The 17,783-nt window shown below is 63.4% G+C and carries 19 protein-coding genes; 10 read left to right on the top strand and 9 right to left on the bottom strand.

Features of this window, described 5'->3' with window-relative positions; genetic code table 11:
- Positions 1 to 35: 35 nt before the first annotated feature.
- Both lgt and AC1DZ8_RS12175 read left to right on the top strand, forming a co-directional pair.
- Entirely contained in the window at positions 36 to 920 is an 885-nt protein-coding gene (gene lgt / locus AC1DZ8_RS12180) for a prolipoprotein diacylglyceryl transferase (RefSeq protein WP_477303116.1), read from the top strand.
- Positions 917 to 1,984 carry a class I SAM-dependent methyltransferase gene (locus tag AC1DZ8_RS12175; protein ID WP_477303118.1) on the top strand — a complete coding sequence of 356 codons (1,068 nt, stop codon included), beginning with the start codon at positions 917 to 919 and terminating at the stop codon, positions 1,982 to 1,984. The genes lgt and AC1DZ8_RS12175 overlap by 4 nt, the downstream gene beginning before the upstream one ends.
- A gap of 5 nt (positions 1,985 to 1,989) precedes the next feature.
- Here the strand turns inward: AC1DZ8_RS12175 and AC1DZ8_RS12170 are convergent, their stop codons facing one another.
- Positions 1,990 to 2,889 carry a hypothetical protein gene (locus tag AC1DZ8_RS12170; RefSeq protein ID WP_477303120.1) on the bottom strand — a complete coding sequence of 300 codons (900 nt, stop codon included), beginning with the start codon at positions 2,887 to 2,889 and terminating at the stop codon, positions 1,990 to 1,992.
- 151 nt (positions 2,890 to 3,040) lie between these two features.
- Between AC1DZ8_RS12170 and pgeF the strand changes: the two genes are divergently transcribed.
- The 5 genes from pgeF to AC1DZ8_RS12145 all read left to right on the top strand — a co-directional run bounded on the left by pgeF (position 3,041) and on the right by AC1DZ8_RS12145 (position 7,890).
- Entirely contained in the window at positions 3,041 to 3,835 is a 795-nt protein-coding gene (gene pgeF / locus AC1DZ8_RS12165) for a peptidoglycan editing factor PgeF (protein WP_477303122.1), read from the top strand.
- On the top strand, positions 3,835 to 4,986 hold the full coding sequence (locus tag AC1DZ8_RS12160) for a M24 family metallopeptidase (RefSeq protein WP_142869245.1): 1,152 nt from the start codon (positions 3,835 to 3,837) through the stop codon (positions 4,984 to 4,986). Before pgeF ends, AC1DZ8_RS12160 begins: the two co-directional genes overlap by 1 nt.
- A 55-nt stretch (positions 4,987 to 5,041) precedes the next feature.
- A complete protein-coding gene (locus tag AC1DZ8_RS12155) occupies positions 5,042 to 5,644 on the top strand; it encodes a hypothetical protein (RefSeq protein WP_477303125.1) in 603 nt (200 codons plus the stop codon).
- A 141-nt stretch (positions 5,645 to 5,785) separates the two neighbouring features.
- A complete protein-coding gene (locus AC1DZ8_RS12150) occupies positions 5,786 to 6,721 on the top strand; it encodes a ribose-phosphate pyrophosphokinase (protein WP_019860650.1) in 936 nt (311 codons plus the stop codon).
- A gap of 191 nt (positions 6,722 to 6,912) precedes the next feature.
- Positions 6,913 to 7,890, top strand: a complete 978-nt coding sequence (locus AC1DZ8_RS12145; RefSeq protein ID WP_477303127.1) for a Bug family tripartite tricarboxylate transporter substrate binding protein — start codon at positions 6,913 to 6,915, stop codon at positions 7,888 to 7,890.
- Between the two features lie 27 nt (positions 7,891 to 7,917).
- Here the strand turns inward: AC1DZ8_RS12145 and AC1DZ8_RS12140 are convergent, their stop codons facing one another.
- Entirely contained in the window at positions 7,918 to 8,790 is an 873-nt protein-coding gene (locus tag AC1DZ8_RS12140; RefSeq protein WP_477303129.1) for an AraC family transcriptional regulator, read from the bottom strand.
- Between the two features lie 180 nt (positions 8,791 to 8,970).
- On the opposite strand from AC1DZ8_RS12140, the gene AC1DZ8_RS12135 reads away from it, so the two are divergent.
- Positions 8,971 to 10,215, top strand: a complete 1,245-nt coding sequence (locus AC1DZ8_RS12135; RefSeq protein ID WP_477303131.1) for an MFS transporter — start codon at positions 8,971 to 8,973, stop codon at positions 10,213 to 10,215.
- 146 nt (positions 10,216 to 10,361) lie between these two features.
- On the top strand, positions 10,362 to 11,276 hold the full coding sequence (locus tag AC1DZ8_RS12130) for an alpha/beta fold hydrolase (protein WP_477303133.1): 915 nt from the start codon (positions 10,362 to 10,364) through the stop codon (positions 11,274 to 11,276).
- A gap of 76 nt (positions 11,277 to 11,352) precedes the next feature.
- Here the strand turns inward: AC1DZ8_RS12130 and AC1DZ8_RS12125 are convergent, their stop codons facing one another.
- Positions 11,353 to 12,195, bottom strand: a complete 843-nt coding sequence (locus AC1DZ8_RS12125) for an alpha/beta fold hydrolase (protein WP_477303135.1) — start codon at positions 12,193 to 12,195, stop codon at positions 11,353 to 11,355.
- Positions 12,196 to 12,345: 150 nt separating this feature from the next.
- Here AC1DZ8_RS12125 and AC1DZ8_RS12120 point away from each other — a divergent pair, with 150 nt between their 5' ends.
- Complete coding sequence (locus AC1DZ8_RS12120; protein ID WP_477303137.1) at positions 12,346 to 12,774, top strand: MarR family winged helix-turn-helix transcriptional regulator; 429 nt, start codon at positions 12,346 to 12,348, stop codon at positions 12,772 to 12,774.
- A 16-nt stretch (positions 12,775 to 12,790) separates the two neighbouring features.
- Here AC1DZ8_RS12120 and AC1DZ8_RS12115 read toward each other — a convergent pair whose 3' ends face one another.
- From AC1DZ8_RS12115 to AC1DZ8_RS12090, 6 genes are all read right to left on the bottom strand, one after another.
- Complete coding sequence (locus AC1DZ8_RS12115) at positions 12,791 to 13,603, bottom strand: 3-methyl-2-oxobutanoate hydroxymethyltransferase (protein WP_477303139.1); 813 nt, start codon at positions 13,601 to 13,603, stop codon at positions 12,791 to 12,793.
- 10 nt (positions 13,604 to 13,613) lie between these two features.
- Complete coding sequence (locus AC1DZ8_RS12110) at positions 13,614 to 14,396, bottom strand: TIM barrel protein (RefSeq protein ID WP_477303141.1); 783 nt, start codon at positions 14,394 to 14,396, stop codon at positions 13,614 to 13,616.
- Position 14,397: 1 nt separating this feature from the next.
- Positions 14,398 to 14,709 carry a MocE family 2Fe-2S type ferredoxin gene (locus AC1DZ8_RS12105; RefSeq protein ID WP_477303865.1) on the bottom strand — a complete coding sequence of 104 codons (312 nt, stop codon included), beginning with the start codon at positions 14,707 to 14,709 and terminating at the stop codon, positions 14,398 to 14,400.
- Between the two features lie 100 nt (positions 14,710 to 14,809).
- Entirely contained in the window at positions 14,810 to 15,601 is a 792-nt protein-coding gene (locus AC1DZ8_RS12100) for an ATP-binding cassette domain-containing protein (RefSeq protein WP_477400929.1), read from the bottom strand.
- The gene (locus AC1DZ8_RS12095; RefSeq protein WP_477303867.1) at positions 15,601 to 16,602 is read right to left on the bottom strand and encodes an ABC transporter permease; all 1,002 of its coding nucleotides are present in this window, start codon (positions 16,600 to 16,602) and stop codon (positions 15,601 to 15,603) included. Before AC1DZ8_RS12095 ends, AC1DZ8_RS12100 begins: the two co-directional genes overlap by 1 nt.
- A gap of 199 nt (positions 16,603 to 16,801) precedes the next feature.
- Positions 16,802 to 17,782: a sugar ABC transporter substrate-binding protein gene (locus AC1DZ8_RS12090; protein WP_477303143.1), complete on the bottom strand. Its 981-nt coding sequence runs from the start codon at positions 17,780 to 17,782 to the stop codon at positions 16,802 to 16,804.
- Position 17,783 lies beyond the last annotated feature (1 nt).

The raw sequence follows: 17,783 nt of genomic DNA, 5'->3' as shown, positions 1-17,783 counted from the left end.
CCGCGCCCAAACGCGAGCCCTCCCGGGAGACCCTGTTGAACGACTATTTGCTGCTGCCGATGGCCTCGCTGCCCTTCCCCAACGTCGACCCGATCCTGGTCCAGGTCGGCCCGCTGGCGGTGCATTGGTACGGCATCGGCTACATCGTCGGCATCCTGTTCGCCTGGTGGTACGCCAAGCGGCTGGTCACCAACACCCGGCTGTGGCCCGACGGCGTCTTGCCGATGAAGCCGATCGATCTCGATGATTTCATCGTCTGGGCCGCTGTTGGCGTCGTGGTTGGCGGACGCACCGGCTACGTGCTGTTCTACGACCTCAAGCGCTACATCGACCATCCGTTCGACATTCTCGCCATCTGGCAGGGCGGCATGTCGTTCCATGGCGGTTTGCTCGGCGTCATCCTCGCCATGACGCTGTTTTCCATCAAGCGGGGCATCCGCACCTGGACGCTGTTCGACGTTGTTGCGGCCGGCGTGCCGGTCGGCCTCGGCCTTGTCCGTATCGCCAACTTCGTCAATGCGGAGCTCTGGGGACGTGTCACCGATATGTCCTGGGGCGTCGTCTTCTGCAACGAGCGCCTCCAGCAGACAGTGGCGGGTTGTGTCGCGGGCCTCGAACCGCGTCATCCGAGCCAGCTCTACGAGGCGCTGCTCGAGGGCCTGGTGCTGTTCCTGGTCCTGCGCTTCCTCACCCATTCGCGGCTGAAGCTGAAGACGCCGCGCTTCGTCGGCGGCGCCTTCATCTGCGGCTACGGCCTGTCGCGCATCTTCGTCGAGTTCTTCCGCGAGCCCGACCAGCAGCTCGGCTACCTCCTCGGCGGCTGGCTCACCATGGGCATGGTGCTGTCGCTGCCGATGGTGCTGGCCGGCATCTGGGCGATGGCCACCGCCAGACCGGCGCCACAACCACAGCCGGCATGACACGGCTGAAAACCCGCATCATCGACCTGATCGGTGCGCTAGGCCCCCTCCCCGTCAACGAGTATATGGCGCTCTGCCTGTTCGATCCGAGCGACGGCTACTATACCACGCGCGAACCGTTCGGCGCCGAAGGCGACTTCGTCACCGCGCCGGAGATCAGCCAGATGTTCGGCGAACTCGTCGCCGTCTGGCTGTATCAGGCCTGGCTGGCTATCGGCCGGCCGCTGCCGGTCACCATTGCTGAAATCGGTCCCGGCCGCGGCACGCTGATGAAAGACATGCTGCGCACTTTTGCGCGGCTCGACCCTGCGCTCGCCGAAGGCGCATCGTTCGCTCTGATCGAGACCAGCCCGCGCCTGACCGAAATCCAGAAACAGACGCTTGCCGGAAGTTCGGCTGAGGTCGGCTGGCACGAAACCATCACCACCCTGCCACAAGCGCCGCTGCTGATCGTCGGCAACGAATTGTTCGACGCCGTGCCGATCCGCCAGTTCATCCGCGCCGGCGCCGGTTGGCGAGAACGGATGATCGGTCTCGATGACAGTGACGAACTGAGTTTCTTCGTCGGCGCCGGTTCGGTCGAGGCGACGCTGCTGCCGGACAATGCCACTGAAGCGCCGCAAGGCGCTGTTGCCGAGGTGGCGCCGGCGCGAGCCGCGCTGATGGCGGCCATTGCCGAACGCATAGCCTGCCACGGCGGCGCCGGGCTATTCCCTGATTACGGCCATCTCCAGCCCGGTTTCGGCGACACATTGCAGGCTGTTCGCAAGCACGCCCCCGAAGATGTGCTGGCCAATCCCGGGCAAGCCGATCTCACCGCCCATGTCGATTTCGCGGCACTGGCCGCTGTCGTGCGGGCGCATGGCCTCGAAGCGGAATTGACGACGCAGGGCGACTTCCTGCTTTCCATGGGTTTGCTCGAACGGGCCGGCCTGCTGGGCAGCCAGGCAGGTGAAGAGGCACGGCGAACCATTGCCGACGCCGTCGAACGCCTCGCTTGCCCCGACGCCATGGGCACGCTGTTCAAGGTCTTGAAAATCCTGCCGCACCAGCCGGCTGACTGATCGCCTCAGAGATCGTTTACAAGCCGCCCCGCCAAACCGCCAAGGTAAGTCTCCCAGACATGGTCGCACATCAGCCGGCGATAGTGCCGCGTGCTGATCAGGCCGCGATACGAAGCGCCGCCGATATGAAAGAAGCTGTCATCCAGCATGCGATGGTCGGCTTCGATGCCGCCGAGCTTCAGGCTGATCGTGGCCTTTTCGGCATTGACGATGTTGCCGTCATTCAGCCTGTCGCGCAGCATCGGCCAGTTGCCGCCGCCAGTATCGAGCCCGGTGTCGAAGCGCGGCGTGAAATCGAGCTCAAGGTCTTCGACGACGGAAAAGCGAAAGAAGCAAAGCCCCGCCCAGAAATACCATCCCTCATGGCCTCTTTTGGCGGGGTATTTGGTGCCGTAGGCGTCCTTGCCCGCCATGCGCCTGGCTATATCGAGGGCAACCACGGGAAAACAGTCATGGTCGAGAAAGCCGAACAGCTCGGGCCGCAGCGGGCGCACGATGTTATGGAAGACCCAGTTCATCGAGATGCCGTGCGACCGGTTCGGATTCCATTCCGGGTTTCGCGGTAGGCCGAAATAGGCAATGCCGCGCTGCCGGCAGATGGCCTCGATCGCCTGCCGCGCCGCGGGCCTGGACGAATTGTCGATGACCACCAGCGTCATCCCGGTGGAATAGGTCAGCCAGGCCTTGGTCAGAGCATCGATGACCCAGGGCGTGTTGTAGGCGATGGAGAAGCAAAAATGCCGGGCGCCGGTTCGCCGCAGGCCTTCGGCAAATTCCGCGCCCGACGCCGCATTGCGTGAGCGGAAATAGCCTTTCACCAGCGTGTTGCGAAAATCCTTCGCCTTGCGCACCTGCCGGTTCCGGTGGATCCGTCGGATCAGGCTTTTGACTGGATTCCAGCCCATGCACTTTCGCCCGCCACGGAAATTGTCTGGCCATTGCCTATAGTCGAATGCCTGCTTTTCGCCAACTCGGAGCCAATCCGGCATGGCTGCCGCAAATGCTTGGCCGAACTTCGCCTTGACGAAAGCGCTGGCGCGGACAACAAACCCATCCATGCTGAATCAGACCAAACCGGATCCTGTTCGCTCGCCGCTGCTGGAAGCGGCAAAGCCGCAAGGCATCCGCCATGGCTATTTCACCCGCGTCGGCGGCGTCTCCAGTGGCATTTACCAAGGCCTCAACATCGGTACCGGCTCGGATGACGACCAGGCGCTGGTCGCCGAGAACCGCCGCCGCGTCGCCGCCTGGATGGGTGTGCCCGCCAGCCATCTCTTGACCGCGCATCAGGTCCACTCGCCCGATGTCGTCATCGTGAACGAGCCCTTCCCCGGTCCGCGGCCCAAGGCCGACGCCATCGTCACCGACCGGCCGGGCATCGCCATCGGCGCCTCGACGGCAGATTGCGGCCCCGTGCTGTTCGCAGACGCCGAGGCCCGCATCATCGGTGCGGCGCATGCCGGCTGGAAGGGCGCTTTTACGGGCGTGCTTGAAAACACCATTGCGGCGATGGAAAGCCTCGGCGCCCGCCGCGATCGCATCGTTGCGGTTCTCGGTCCTTCGATCGGACCCGACAATTACGAGGTCGGGCCGGAATTCGTCGCCCGCTTTGTCGAAGCCGATGCCGAAAACATCAGCTATTTCATGCCGTCGGCCAATGCCAGGCATGCGATGTTCGACCTCAACCTCTATACGGTCGACCGGCTCAAAAAGGCGGGCGTGACCGCCGAGGGGCTTGGCCGCTGTACCTATGCCGAAGAGGATCTCTTCTTTTCCTACCGACGCACGACGCATCGCAAGGAACCGGACTACGGTCGGCAGGTTTCGGCAATTGTTTTGGAGAATGACTGATGGCGCTGCATTTCGAACGATCGGAATTTGACGCCCGGCGTGACCGGCTGATGATCGAAATGACCGAGAAGAAGCTGGATGCGGTGCTGCTTTTCGCCCAGGAAAGCATGTACTGGCTGACCGGCTACGACACGTTCGGCTTCTGCTTCTTTCAGTGCCTGGTGGTGAAGGCCGATGGTTCGATGGTGCTGCTCACCCGCTCGGCCGACCTGCGCCAGGCACGCCACACCTCGATCATCGACAAGATCGTCCTGTGGACCGACCGCGACGGCGCCAATCCGGCGATCGACCTGCGCAACCTGCTCAACGACCTCAATCTGCTCGGCGCCCGCATCGGCGTCGAATACGACACCCATGGCCTGACCGCCTTCAATGGCCGCCGCGTCGACGAGCAGCTGCAGACCTTCGGCCAGATCGCCGACGCCTCCGGCATTGTCGGCCGTCTGCGCCTGTTCAAGAGCCCGGCCGAAATCGCCAAGGCCGAAAAAGCCGCCAACCTGTCCGACGATGCGCTCGACGCGGCCCTGCCGCTGATCAAGCAAGGCGGCGACGAGGCGCTGATCCTTGCCGCCATGCAGGGAGCTGTCTTTGCCGGCGGCGGCGATTATCCAGCCAATGAATTCATCATCGGCTCGGGTGTCGACGCACTGCTCTGCCGCTACAAGGCCGGGCGGCGAAAACTGACCAAGAACGACCAGCTGACGCTCGAATGGGCGGGTGTGTTCCACCACTATCACGCGCCGATGATGCGCACCGTGCTGACCGGCAAGGTGTCGAAGCGCCACCAGGAGCTGTTCGACGCAGCCCGCGCCGCTCTGCTGGCTGTCGAGAAGGCGATGACGCCGGGCAACACTTTCGGCGACGTCTTCGACGCCCATGCCCGCACGCTGGAAGCACACAATCTGACCAAGCACCGGCTCAACGCGTGCGGCTACTCGGTCGGCGCCCGCTTCACCCCGTCCTGGATGGACATGCCGATGTTCTACCAGGGCAATCCCGAGCCGATCGCGCCCAACATGACGCTGTTCGCCCACATGATCATCATGGACTCCGAAACCGAGACGGCAATGACGCTTGGCCGCACTTACCTGACCACCGAATCCCAACCGAAGCCGCTTTCACGCCATGATCTCGACTTGATCGTACAGTGAATCCATAATGGCTGGTTCACGCGGGGGCGTTCACTACTAAGGAGTTTTCGGGCAGATGAGACGATCGCATGTGACGACCGTGTCATTGCTCGCAGCGCTTGTGCTCACCGCCTGCACCAACGCCAAGGACGTCCTCGAACCCTCCGCCATTACGCCGCCAGCAGCCTCGGCCCAGCCCGCTCAGCCCCTATCGGCAGACCCGGGCGGCGCCCCTGCCACACCGGCGCCATCGTCGCCGGCTGCACCTGCACCACCCGCCAGTCCAGCGCAAAGCGCCGCCGCCCTGTCGAAGACGCGGCTGCAGATCGCGCCGATCGTCGGCGCCTCGGTGGAAGCGGCGACACCGCTGACGGCCGAATTGCAGACGCGCGCCAGGCAGCGCGGCATCACCCTTGCCGGCAGCGCCGATCAGGCCGCCACGCATGTGCTGAAGGGCTATTTCTCGACCATGACGGAGGGTAAGGACACCACCGTCATCTATGTCTGGGACATCTATGATCCCGCCGGCAACCGGCTGCATCGCATCAACGGCCAGCAGAAGGCACCCTCGGTCGGCGCCACCGAAGGCTGGCCCGCAGTCGCGCCGGCTACAATGCAGGCGATCGCCGACCAGACGATCGACCAGTTCGCGGCCTGGCTCGGCGGCAGTGCCGGCTGATCTGCCTGTTGCAGACTTTCGTCACTGTTGACGTTTTTGAGATTAGCCGGCGGATTCCCGTCAACGGGCTTGCAATACCGGCACGGCTCGCTAAAAGCCCGGGTTAAGAGGACCCCTCCCATCCTTCGCCAGGAACGGTGCATGAAGCTTTTCGCGGGCAATTCCAACCGGGTGCTGGCCGAAGCGGTCGCCCGCTATCTCAACATCCCGCTGGGCAAAGCCAGCGTCAGGCGCTTCGCCGATCAGGAAATCTTCGTCGAAATCCAGGAAAACGTGCGCGGCGAGGATGTCTTCATCCTGCAGTCGACCTCGTTCCCGACCAACGATCATCTGATGGAACTGCTCATCATGATCGACGCCTTCATGCGCTCCTCGGCCAAGCGCATCACCGCGGTCATCCCTTATTTCGGCTATGCCAGGCAGGATCGCCGCGCATCGGGCCGTACGCCCATTTCGGCCAAGCTGGTCGCCAACATGATCACCCGTGCCGGCGTCGACCGCGTTTTGACGCTCGATCTGCATGCCGGACAGATCCAGGGCTTTTTCGACATTCCGACCGACAATCTGTTCTCGGTTCCGGTGATGGCTCGCGACGTGAAGGCGAAATACAAGCAGCTCGGTAACGTGGTTGTCGTATCACCCGACATCGGCGGCGTGGTCCGCGCCCGTGCGCTCGCCAAGCGCTTCGACGCGCAACTGGCCATCGTCGACAAGCGCCGCGAACGCCCCGGTGAATCCGAGGTGATGAACATCATCGGCGCGGTTGCCGGCAAGGATTGCTTGCTGATTGACGACATCGTCGATTCCGGTGGCACGCTGTGCAACGCCGCCGACGCGCTGCTTGCCAACGGCGCCACCAGCGTCACCGCCTACATCACCCATGGCGTGCTGTCGGGCGGCGCGGTTGCCCGCATCAGCGGCTCGAAGCTGCAGGAACTGGTGATCACCGATTCGATCCAGCCGACGCAGGGCGTGCTCGACGCGCCGAACATCCGCGTCATCTCCATCGCCGATCTGATGGGCGAGGCGATTTCGCGCACGGCGACCGAAGAGTCGGTGTCGAGCCTGTTCGACTAGAGCAATTCCAGGACGTGTGAAGCGGCTTCCCGGCAAAGCGCGTAGCGTTTTCCCTCGGGCACTGCGTCAAACAAAGATAGAGCGGACGCTAACATTAGCGGCGCGTAATCTGCATTGTTGCCCGAAGCAGACGTTTCTTCTGACGCGCCTACCATGGCATACTGCCTCTCCAAACAATGGAGGAGTAACAGATGCCAATGCGGCGAAGGACTTTGCTCGGGCTTGCGGTTTTTATCGCGGCCGCCTTTTCGGCGCCGGTGGCCTCGGCCGCCGATTTTCCGGACCGGACCATCACAATGGTCGTCCCCTTTTCCGCCGGCGGCTCGACGGATCTGGTCGCCCGCCTTGTCGCCAACAAGATGTCCGAGAAGCTGGGCCAGCAGATTGTCGTCGAAAATGTCGGCGGCGCCGGCGGCAGCATTGGTGCTGCACAGGTCGCCCGGGCCGAACCGGACGGCTACACAATCCTCATGGGCACGGTTGCCACTCACGCGCTCAACCCTCTGATCTTGAAGACAAAGCCCTATGATGCGGAGAAGGATTTTGCACCGATATCGCTGCTTGTCCTGGTGCCGAACGTCCTGGTCGTGAACCCTGAATTCCCCGCCAAGGACGTCAAGGAACTGATCGAGATGCTGAAGAAGGATCCGGACAAATACGCCTACGCCTCGTCGGGCAATGGCACCCCGCTGCATCTCTCCGGCGAACTTTTCAAGACGATGGCCGGCGTCAGCATGCAGCACATTCCCTACAAGGGCGCCGGCCCGGCTTTAAACGACGTCATCGGCAACCAGGTGCCGATGATGTTCGACAACCTTCCGTCTTCGTCGGGCCATATCAAGAGCGGGACGCTGAGAGCGCTCGGCGTTACCACCAAGGAGCGCGTTCCCTCCTTCCCCGATGTGCCGGCCATTGCCGAAACCATTCCCGGCTATGAAACCTACAGCTGGAACGCTCTGTTCGCGCCGGCGGGCACTCCGCCCGAGGCGATCGCCGTTCTTCAGAAGGCGGCAGTTGAATCCCTTAGGGATCCCGACGTGATTGCCCGCATGGCGCAGTTCAGCGCCTCGATCGTGGCCTCCACCCCGGAAGAGCTTGGCGCGCATGTGAAGGCCGAGCTCGCCAAATGGGAGCCGATCGTCAAGGCCAGCGGCGTCCAGATGGACTAAGCACGTCGATGCGGGCTCCGGCGCTACTTATGGCGCCGGGCCCTCCAGGCGAGGCAGAGCCCGCCGCATGCCCTCATCGCGGGCGCCCCGCATATAACCGCGCGGCGAAGCGCCCAGCATGCGCTTGAACATGGTGATGAAGGCCGGCACGCTGTCATAGCCGAGATCGAGCGCCACCCTGGTGATCGGTTCGCCGTCGGCCAGGCGCGGCAGGGCCGCGAACAGACAGGCCTGCTGGCGCCATGTCGACAGTGACAGCCCGGTCTGGCGATGGAAGGCGCGGGTGAACGAACGGCGGCTCATGCCTGCGGCATCGGCCCATTCGTCGATCGTGGCATGCGGCGACGGTGCCGCGACGAAGCGCCGGCATAGCGCTGCGAGCTTCGAATCGGTCGGGAACGGCAGCCCGAGCGGCCGTTCCGGCAAGATCGGGATTTCGTGCAACAGCAGGTTCATGATCAGCCCGCCGCGCCCTTCCAGTTCACCGCCTTGCGGCAGCTTTTCCGATTCCACGATCAGGCTGTGCATCAGCTCGGTGACGCCGACGACGCGCAAGCCTTCCGGCAGCCCGGGGATCGCGCCCGGCATGACATAGACCGAGCGCATCGAGACATCGCCCAGCATTTCGACCGAATGCTCGGTGCCGGCCGGTATCCACATGGCGTGGTCGGGCGGCACCATCCAGCGCCCGTACCTGGTGGTCACCAGCACGACGCCGACCAGCGCATGCAAGAGCTGGCTGCGGCTGTGGCGGTGTTGCGGCACATGGTAGCCATCGGGATATTCGGTCGGCAAAGCCACCGCCGGCCCGGAAACCTCCTCCAGCCACTGCCAGCGGCTTTCGTGCAATTGCCCGAGGTCGGCATTGCCGGTGCGGAAGACGTCCTTGCCATGTGGCATCGGCTATGGCCCACTTGCGAAACTATTGGACCAAACCACGAAAGAAGTCGCCTCGCAAGCAGCTTATAAGGCGACCATCCCCCAAGGCGCTTCAGACGAGCGTCCTCAAGGCGGTCCGCAGGAGCGGCCGCCAAGCCTGCCCGCGGGCAAACACCCGCCAAAAAGACCTCGGAGCCTGTCTTGACCGATACCACAGTCACCAGCATTGCACCGCCGGCGTCCGCCAGCCTCCCATCAGCCCAGGCAACCGCCTTCACCGTCATTCTGGCGGTGAGCTTTTGCCACGGCATCAACGACATCATGCAGTCGCTATTGCCGGCGATCTATCCGCTGCTGAAAGAGAATTACGGTCTCGATTTCTGGCAGATCGGTCTTTTGACCTTCACCTTCCAGGTCACGGCTTCGCTGCTGCAGCCGATCATCGGCATGATCACCGACAAGCGGCCAATGCCCTATTCCCTGCCCTACGGCATGGCCTCCTCGCTGATCGGCCTGATTGTGCTGGCCTATGCCGGCCACTACGCGCTGCTTCTGGTCGGCGCCTCGCTGATCGGCATCGGCTCGGCGATCTTCCATCCGGAATCCTCGCGCATTGCCCGCTTCGCCTCGGGCGGCCGCTTTGGTCTGGCGCAATCGCTGTTCCAGGTCGGCGGCAATTTCGGCCAGTCGATGGGGCCGCTGCTTGCCGCCTTCATCGTCGTGCCCTTCGGCCAGACCAGCATTTCCTGGTTCGCCGTCGGCTCGCTGATCGGCATTATCGTTCTGTCGCGGGTCGGCGGCTGGTACAGCCGCATGCGCACAGCGCAAGGCAATCGCAAGGCGACTAGCTTCGTCTCGCCCTTCCCGCGCCGCAAGGTGATGGGAGCGCTGGCGGTGCTGACGCTGCTGGTGCTGACCAAGAACGCCTACATCGCCTCGCTCTCCAGCTACTACACCTTCTACTCCATCCATAAGTTCGGCGTGTCGGTGCAGATGAGCCAGGTGATGCTGTTCCTGTTCCTCGGCGCCTCGGCGCTGGGCATCCTGCTCGGCGGCCCGTTCGGCGACCGCTATGGCCAGAAGGCGATGATCTGGTTCTCGATCGTCGGCGTGCTGCCCTTCACGCTGGCCCTGCCCTACGCCAATTTCGAATGGACGATGGTGCTCACCGTGCTGATCGGCCTGATCCTGTCCTCGGCCTTCTCCAACATCGTCGTCTTCGCGCAGGAACTGGTGCCGGGGCGTGTCGGCACGATCGCCGGCATCTTCTTCGGCTTCGCCTTCGGCATGGGTGGCATCGCCGCTGCCGTACTCGGCGTCATCGCCGACATGAAGGGCATCGATTTCGTCTTCCAGATCTGCTCGTATCTGCCGCTGCTTGGCCTGCTGACGGTCTTCCTGCCCAACATGAAGGAAGCCAGGAAGGCGCAGGCGGCGACCAGTTAAAAACCCTCGATCTTCAGCACTCGAATAAGGGCGTGGCAGCTGCCACGCCCTTATTGATTCTTTCCCCAGGTGAAAAGCCTGTTAGTGTCCGAAACGTGTGCGCGGGGCAACGCTGCCACAGATCCTCAACGTCTCTGGAGAATGATATGCGCAAGATCGTGTTGGCCGTGTTGGGTGTGCTTTTTGTTATCGTGCCGGCTATGGCACGCATCGTTCCTTTTCCGCCGGGTTTCAAGACGCAGTCCGTCGAAACCAACGGCACCAAACTCTATGTGCGCGTCGGCGGGAAGGGTCCCGCCGTCGTGCTGCTGCACGGCTTTGCCGATACAGGAGACATGTGGGGCGCCGCGGCGGTGGCACTTGCGAAGGATCACACCGTCATCGTGCCGGATCTGCGCGGTATGGGTCTGTCCGCTCACCCGGACGCGGGCTACACCAAGAAGAACCAGGCCGTCGACATCGCCGGCGTGATGGACGCGCTGAAGATCGACAAGGCCGACCTGGTCACGCACGACATCGGCAACATGGTCGGCTATGCGCTTGCCGCGCAATATCCCAAGCGCATCACTAAATGGGTCATCATCGATGCGCCGCTGCCCGGCATCGGCGACTGGGAAAAGATCAAGCAAAGCCCGCTGCTTTGGCACTTCAACTTCCGCGGCCCGGATATGGAGCGGCTGGTCGCGGGGCGCGAGCGCATCTATCTCGACCGCTTCTACAATGAGCTGTCGGCCGAACCCAAGAAGATCGACGAGGCAACGCGCAGGCACTACGCCAAACTCTATGCCCGCCCGCATGCGATGCATGACGCTTTCGAGCAGTTCAAGGCCTTCGACCAGGACGCGATCGACAACCAGGCGATGCTCGCCGCCGGCGGCAAACTGACCATGCCGGTGCTGGCAGTTGGTGGGGAAAAATCCGCCGGCACCACGCAGGCCGATACACTGCGGCTTGTTGCGACCGATGTCACGGGCGGCATCGTGCCCGCCTCCGGTCACTGGATCATGGAGGAAAATCCCGACGCCACCGTCAAGCTGATCGCGGGTTTTCTCGCCAAATAGACCCCGCGGACATTTCGATGAAAGCACAAGGCACCCGCCTCACGGCGGGTGCCTTGTTTGTTCCAGCTGGACGGTATCAGGCCTTGATGAAGGCCAAGAGGTCGGCATTGATGACATCGGCGTGGGTCGTCGCCATGCCATGCGGGAAGCCCTTGTAGACCTTGAGCTCGCCCTTCTTGAGCAGCTTGACCGACAGCAGCGCCGAGTCGGCGATCGGAACGATCTGGTCGTCGTCGCCATGCATGACCAGCACCGGCACGTCGATGGCCTTCAGGTCTTCGGTGAAGTCGGTTTCCGAGAAGGCCTTGATGCAATCATAATGCGCCTTGGTGCCGCCCATCATGCCCTGGCGCCACCAATTCTCGACGACCGCCTGCGACACCTGGGCGCCGGGACGGTTGAAACCGTAGAACGGACCGGCTGCAACGTCGTGGAAGAACTGGGCGCGGTTGGCGGCCTGGGCGGCGCGGAAGCCGTCGAACACCTCGATCGGCAGGCCGCCGGGATTTGCCGCCGTCTTCAGCATGATCGGCGGCACGGCGCCGAGCAGCGCCGCCTTGGCGACGCGACCGCCTGAACCATACTTCGCGACATAGCGGGCCACTTCACCGCCGCCTGTGGAATGGCCGACATGGATGGCGCCCTTGAGGTCGAGATGCGCCACAAGCTCCGCGACATCGGCGGCATAAGTGTCCATCTCGTTGCCGGTATCGGTCTGGGTCGAGCGGCCATGGCCGCGCCGGTCATGGGCAATGACGCGGTAGCCCTTCGACAGGAAGAACAGCATCTGTGCGTCCCAGTCGTCGCTGCTCAGCGGCCAGCCATGATGGAAAACGATGGGCTGGCCGGTTCCCCAATCCTTGTAGAAAATCTCGGTGCCGTCCTTGGTAGTGATCGTGCTGCTGCCGGGCTTGGTCATCTCAATCTCCATTGATTGTCTTTCGCGATAATCAATATCGCGATAACGATATGACTAGCGCAGATCGAAATCCTTGTCTACAGAAAATATGTATCGCGATATTATTTTTCGTGGTACACATCAAACGCTCAGTCGGCAAAGGAATGTGTCGTGCCTCTCCCGTTGGACAACCAGATCTGTTTCACGCTTTACGCCACCAGCATGGCGATCAACCGCACGTACAAACCGATGCTGGACGAGATGGGGATCACCTATCCGCAGTACCTCGTGCTGAACGCGCTTGCAGAGGCCGACGGCATGTCGGTCGGTGCGGTCGCGCACAGGCTCGCTCTGGAATCGAGCACGATCACGCCATTGGTGAAGCGCATGGAACAGGCGGGCCTGGTCACCCGTCAGCGCAGCCAGACCGACGAGCGCCAGGTGCAGGTCGACCTGACCCCAGCCGGCCGCGCCCTGCTCGTCCAGTGCAACTGCCTCAACGAAACCCTGATCGAGCGCTCGGGCATGACGCTGTCTCAGCTCGATGCCCTGAACCGGCAGATCCAGACGCTGCGCGATGCGCTAAGCGGCGACCGGTAGGTCGGCAGCGAAATCACTACAGCCCCAGAGCGGCCTTGAAAGTGGACAGTTCCGTGTCGGTGATAGGGACCACGTGCTGCGGTTCGGGATACGCGCCCGTCTGCACGTCGGAGATGAACTCGCGATAGGCGGCGACGCGCTCGCGCTGCAGCCGTTCATACTCGGCGGCGAAGTTGCGGTAGGTCTTGGCGTGGCGCGGTCTGTGGCCAGCCGTGTGGCCGAGAACGTCCTCGCTGAACAGGTACTGCGCGTCGGCATGCGGCCCGGCGCCCATGCCAAGCATGATCATCGGCGTATTCCTGGTGATCAGTTCGCCGATCCGGTCGGGCACCACCTCCAGCTCCGCGCCGAAGCAGCCAATGGCCTCCAGGCGCTTGACGTGATCCCACACCGCACGCGCGCTCTCGGCTGTCCTGCCGACGGCCTTGAAGCCGCCGGTCCAGGTGCATTGCGACGGGATCAGGCCGACATGGGCGACTACAGGCACGGCATTGTCACAAAGCGTCTTCTGGATATCGAGCGAGGCGGCGCAATAGAAACAGTCGCCGCCGATGCGCATGAAGTGGTAGGCGGTTTTGAGATAATCCTCTGCGGTGACCAGATTGCCGGCGGGGCCGTAGGGTAGTCCGACCTGCACGAAACACCGGCCGGCTGCCTCGCGCATTTCGGGTGAGAAGAAGCGGCCCTCGATCGAAAGCATGTCGACGCCGGCCGCATCCGCTGCCGCAGCCTCTTCGAGCGTGGTGACGTAAAGCATGGAGATCTTCTGCCCGCGGCCCTTCATGGCGCGGATGTCGGCGACGGTGGGGCGGCTGTTCCTGGTGACCATTGGTGTTCCCTCAGATAGTGAAAGCGTCGCGGAAGGCCAGTAGCGCCGCCTCGGGATCGCCGGAGGCAAACGCCTCCATGCCGACCGGCCCGCGATAACCCATGGCCTTCAGCGCACGGGCAATGCCTCGATAATTGATCTCGCCGCTGCCTGGCTCCATGCGTCCTGGCACGTCGGCGACCTGCACCTCGCCGATCCACGGCAGGCAGGCGCGGCAGAGCTCGATCAGATTCCCCTCGCCGATCTGCGCATGGTAGAGGTCCAGATTGAGGCGCAGCCCCGACCGGTTCACGCTCGACACCAGCGCCAGCGTATCCTCGGCCCGCCCGAACGGCACGCCGGGATGGTCGACCGGCAGGTTCAAATTCTCCAGCGTGAAGGTCACGCCCTCGGCGTCTGCGAGGTCGACGATGCGGTTGAGCGTGTCGCGCGCCTTGAGCCACATCGCGCCGGTAACGGTCTCGCAAGGCGTGACCGGCAGGCCGCCCTCGCCCAATCCGGTGCCGTGCAGATTGAGCCGTGCGACGCCGAGGCGCTTGCCGACCGCCGCCGTCTCCTTTGCCGTCTTCAACAGTTCGGCGGCGCCCTCGTCATCGGCCAGCCGGCCGCGCAGATAGCCGTTCATGATCGAGAAGGTGGCGCCGGATTTCTCCAGCATTGCGAGGTCGTGCTCGGGCCAGTTCCACAGCCCGACCTGGAAGCCCATTTCGGTGAGGCGCTTGACGCGGAATTCCATCGGCCGGTCGCGCCAAAGCATTTCGGCGCAAGCCGCAAGCGTAAAACTATTGGACATGTCAGACCTCGACGTACACGCGGCCGTCCTCGACCTTCGTGATGTAGGTTTTAAGGTTCACGCAGACCGGCGCGCGCACGGCTTCGCCGGTCCGGTAATCGAACACGCCGTTATGCTTCGGGCATTCGATCCTGTATTCCATAACCAGCCCGTCGCAGAGATGCACCTTCTCATGCGTGCACAGCCCGTCGGTACAAAAGAAGGTATCGTCCGGACTGCGGAAGATGGCGAAGGTCCGGCCTTCGTGATCGAAGCGGATGACATCCTCTTCCTCGATATCGTCCGTCGCACACGCATCAATCCACTTTGCCATTGCCGGTTCCTGCAAGCTTATCTCTGGTTGGTTGAAAAGGCGGCCGGCGGAATTCCGCCGGCCGCACAGGAAGATGCCCGGGAGGAGGAGATGGGCGTCTTCACTGTGTCGCGCTGAAGCTCTCGATCTCGGCTTCGAGCTCAGCCATCTGCTCGCCGCCGGCCATCAGATCGGTGATCGCTTCGCGGCTTTTCTCGCCCTTGCGGAAATCGGCGGCCTTGGAGCCTCTGATCAGCACGGCGAAATGGTCGCCGACGGTCAGCGCATGGACGACATTGTGGGTGATGAAGATGACCGCGATGCCCTTGCGGCGCGCCTGCAGCACGATGCGCAGCACATGCGCCGCCTCCTTGACGCCAAGGGCCGCGGTCGGCTCGTCGAGGATCAGCACGCTGGCGCCGAAATGTACGGCGCGCGCGATGGCCAGCACCTGGCGTTCGCCGCCTGACAGTCCGCCGACGAGGCGGTCGCCATCGTCGATACGGGTGATGCCGAGCTGGCGCATCTCGGTGACGGCGATCTCGTTGGCCCGCTTGCGATCGTAGATGGTGAGCGGCCCCCAGCGCCTTGTCGGCTCGGCACCGACGAAGAAGGAGCGGCCGATGCTCATCAGCGCGAACGTCCCGCCAAACTGGTGGACGGTGGCGATGCCATGGTCGCTGGCGTCGCGCGGGCTGGCGAATTCGACTGCCTTGCCGTCCATTTCCATTGTCCCCGATGTCGGCTTGTGGACGCCGGAAAGGATCTTGATCAGCGTCGATTTGCCGGCACCATTGTCGCCGAGCAGGCACAGCACCTCGCCTGCGTTAACCTCCAGCGAAATGTCATGGAGGACGTCGATCGGACCGAACGACTTGTTGATTGCGGTCAGCCTGAGCAGGGGCGTGGTCATCAGCGGACCCTCGACTTGGCACGCGGCGCGTAGGTCAGCGCCATGGTGCGAAAAGTGTTGTTCATCAGCACGGCGGCGAGCAGCAGGACGCCGATGATCAGGCTCGCCCAGTTGGCGTCGAAACCGGTGTAAAAGATGCCCTGGTTGACGATCGAGAAGGTCAGCGTGCCCAAGACGATGCCGACCACCGAGCCGTAGCCGCCAGTCAGCAGCACGCCGCCGATGACCACCGCGATGATCGAGTTGAAGATGAACGACTGTCCCGCCGCCACCTGGGCGCTGTTGTAGAGGATCGCCTGCGACATGCCGACGAATGCAGCGCACAGGCCACTGCTCATGAACAGCGCGATGGTGACCCGGTCGGTCGGAATACCGGCATTGCGGGCGCTGACCGCATCGCCGCCCATGGCCAGGATCCAGTTGCCGAAGCGCGAGAAATTCAGGATGAAGCCGACGATCAGGATGATGGCGATCCACCAGAACAGGGTGACCTGGAACTTGCCGCCAAGATAGTCGCCGAACAAAAGCTTGGCGGTCGGCCCGCTCTTCAGCGCCACACTCGTGCTGCCGGACAGGATGACCGAGAGGCCGAGCGTCAGGCCGGCCAGCGCGAACAGCGTTGCGAGCGTGACGACGAAGGACGGCACCTTGGTGCGGATCACCAGGACGCCGTTGATGAAGCCTACGGCCAGCCCGAGGCCGAGCGCCGCGAGGATGCCGACGATGATCGGCAACCCGAAGTGGCCCGAGAGAATGGCAATGGTCATTGAGCTGGCCGGGATCATCGACCCGATGGACAGATCGAGGTGCCCGGCGATCATCAGCAACCCCACCGGCAGCGCAATGATGCCAAGTTCCGAAGCGACGTTGAGCCAGCTGGCGGACCCGCCGGCCGACAGGAAATTGGCGCCGCCGAAGATCGAGAAGAAGACGAGAACAGCGATCATGCCGATCAGCGAGCCCACCTCCGGGCGCCGCACGAGGCTGCCGATCGAGGGCATCGAAGAGTGCGGGGGCGCTGTCACCGCCACCGCGGGTTGGTGATGGGCTTGGGATGTCATCGATGTGCTCCCTGGCTTGAACGATGGATGGGGGCTGGGCGGAGTGAGGCGTTGGCGTTTCCTCCAACACCCCTCATCCGTCTCGGCGCTGCGCGCCGATCCACCTTCTCCCACAAGGGGAGAAGGCAACTGCGCAGCGCTACCGGGCGCCGGCCGCCGCGCCACCCATCGTCGCCTCGACATTGGCCGCGTCGACGATCCCCGGCCCGGTCAGCACCGGTTTCGTCGGCAGGTCCAGCCCATAGTTGACGAAGCCGTTGAGCAGCGACACCGCGAGGTAGCCCTGCAAATAGGGCTGCTGGTCGACAGCGAACAATTGTGTGCCGTCCTTGATGCGCTGCAGGCCGGTTTCATCCATGTCGAACGACGCAAGCTTGACCTTGTCGCCGACACTGGCCTGGCTGATGGCGTTGGCCGCGCTGTTGGCGTCGCCGGCGCTGATGGTGATGACACCGTCGAGCGTATTGTCTTTCAACACGGCGGCCTTGATCGCCTCGGCGACCGCGGTCGGGTTGCCGAAGCTGGATGAAGGCAGCGGCAGCTGGCTCGATTTGCCGCCGGTCTTGGCGATGGCGTCGGCAATGCCCTTGCAGCGGTCTTCGGTGTTGGTGGAGCCCGGCAAGGTGTTGACGCACAGCACGTTCTTGGCGCCGTGGTTGCCGAAATAGGCGCCGCCGCCCAGACCGGCCGTGTATTCTTCGTTACCGACATAGTTCATGGCGCCGAGCCGCTTGGCTGCATCCATGCCGCCGGAATTGTAGATGATGAGCGGCACGCCCGCGGCAACGACTTCCTTGAAGGCGTCATCCATGGCCTCCGGCACCCAGTCGGGGCCGACGATGGCGCTGGGCTTCTGGCTGAGCGCGGTGCGGATCAGCTTGGCCGCGTCAGGGCCGAGATTGTCGTAGTTCTGCGGACCGAGCCAGGTGACCGAGCCGCCGGTCAGTTCGGCAACCTTGCCGGCGTCGTCGGCGCCCTTCTTGACCTTCGACCAGAACGGGTCGTCCGCCTTGCCGCCGATGACGAAGATCTTCGCCCCGTCGGCCATCGCGGCTGTAGCTGATGTCGCCAGCACGGCCGCCGTCATCATCGCCGTCAAGAGTTTCGTGGTGCGTTTCATT

The sequence above is a fragment of the Mesorhizobium sp. P2_F7 genome, from assembly GCF_056403695.1.
Note: the sequence above shows the minus strand (reverse complement) of the source record. Positions and strands in the feature narration are given on the sequence as shown.

Coding starts and splice junctions, on each gene's coding strand:
- AC1DZ8_RS12125 (WP_477303135.1), bottom strand. CDS start 12,195: ATGACCAAGCCCGGCAGCAGCACGATCACTACCAAGGACGGCACCGAG.
- AC1DZ8_RS12150 (WP_019860650.1), top strand. CDS start 5,786: ATGAAGCTTTTCGCGGGCAATTCCAACCGGGTGCTGGCCGAAGCGGTC.
- AC1DZ8_RS12155 (WP_477303125.1), top strand. CDS start 5,042: ATGAGACGATCGCATGTGACGACCGTGTCATTGCTCGCAGCGCTTGTG.
- AC1DZ8_RS12130 (WP_477303133.1), top strand. CDS start 10,362: ATGCGCAAGATCGTGTTGGCCGTGTTGGGTGTGCTTTTTGTTATCGTG.
- AC1DZ8_RS12115 (WP_477303139.1), bottom strand. CDS start 13,603: ATGGTCACCAGGAACAGCCGCCCCACCGTCGCCGACATCCGCGCCATG.
- pgeF (WP_477303122.1), top strand. CDS start 3,041: ATGCTGAATCAGACCAAACCGGATCCTGTTCGCTCGCCGCTGCTGGAA.
- AC1DZ8_RS12160 (WP_142869245.1), top strand. CDS start 3,835: ATGGCGCTGCATTTCGAACGATCGGAATTTGACGCCCGGCGTGACCGG.
- AC1DZ8_RS12140 (WP_477303129.1), bottom strand. CDS start 8,790: ATGCCACATGGCAAGGACGTCTTCCGCACCGGCAATGCCGACCTCGGG.
- AC1DZ8_RS12100 (WP_477400929.1), bottom strand. CDS start 15,601: ATGACCACGCCCCTGCTCAGGCTGACCGCAATCAACAAGTCGTTCGGT.
- AC1DZ8_RS12175 (WP_477303118.1), top strand. CDS start 917: ATGACACGGCTGAAAACCCGCATCATCGACCTGATCGGTGCGCTAGGC.
- AC1DZ8_RS12170 (WP_477303120.1), bottom strand. CDS start 2,889: ATGGGCTGGAATCCAGTCAAAAGCCTGATCCGACGGATCCACCGGAAC.
- AC1DZ8_RS12090 (WP_477303143.1), bottom strand. CDS start 17,782: ATGAAACGCACCACGAAACTCTTGACGGCGATGATGACGGCGGCCGTG.
- AC1DZ8_RS12095 (WP_477303867.1), bottom strand. CDS start 16,602: ATGCCCTCGATCGGCAGCCTCGTGCGGCGCCCGGAGGTGGGCTCGCTG.
- AC1DZ8_RS12110 (WP_477303141.1), bottom strand. CDS start 14,396: ATGTCCAATAGTTTTACGCTTGCGGCTTGCGCCGAAATGCTTTGGCGC.
- AC1DZ8_RS12145 (WP_477303127.1), top strand. CDS start 6,913: ATGCCAATGCGGCGAAGGACTTTGCTCGGGCTTGCGGTTTTTATCGCG.
- AC1DZ8_RS12105 (WP_477303865.1), bottom strand. CDS start 14,709: ATGGCAAAGTGGATTGATGCGTGTGCGACGGACGATATCGAGGAAGAG.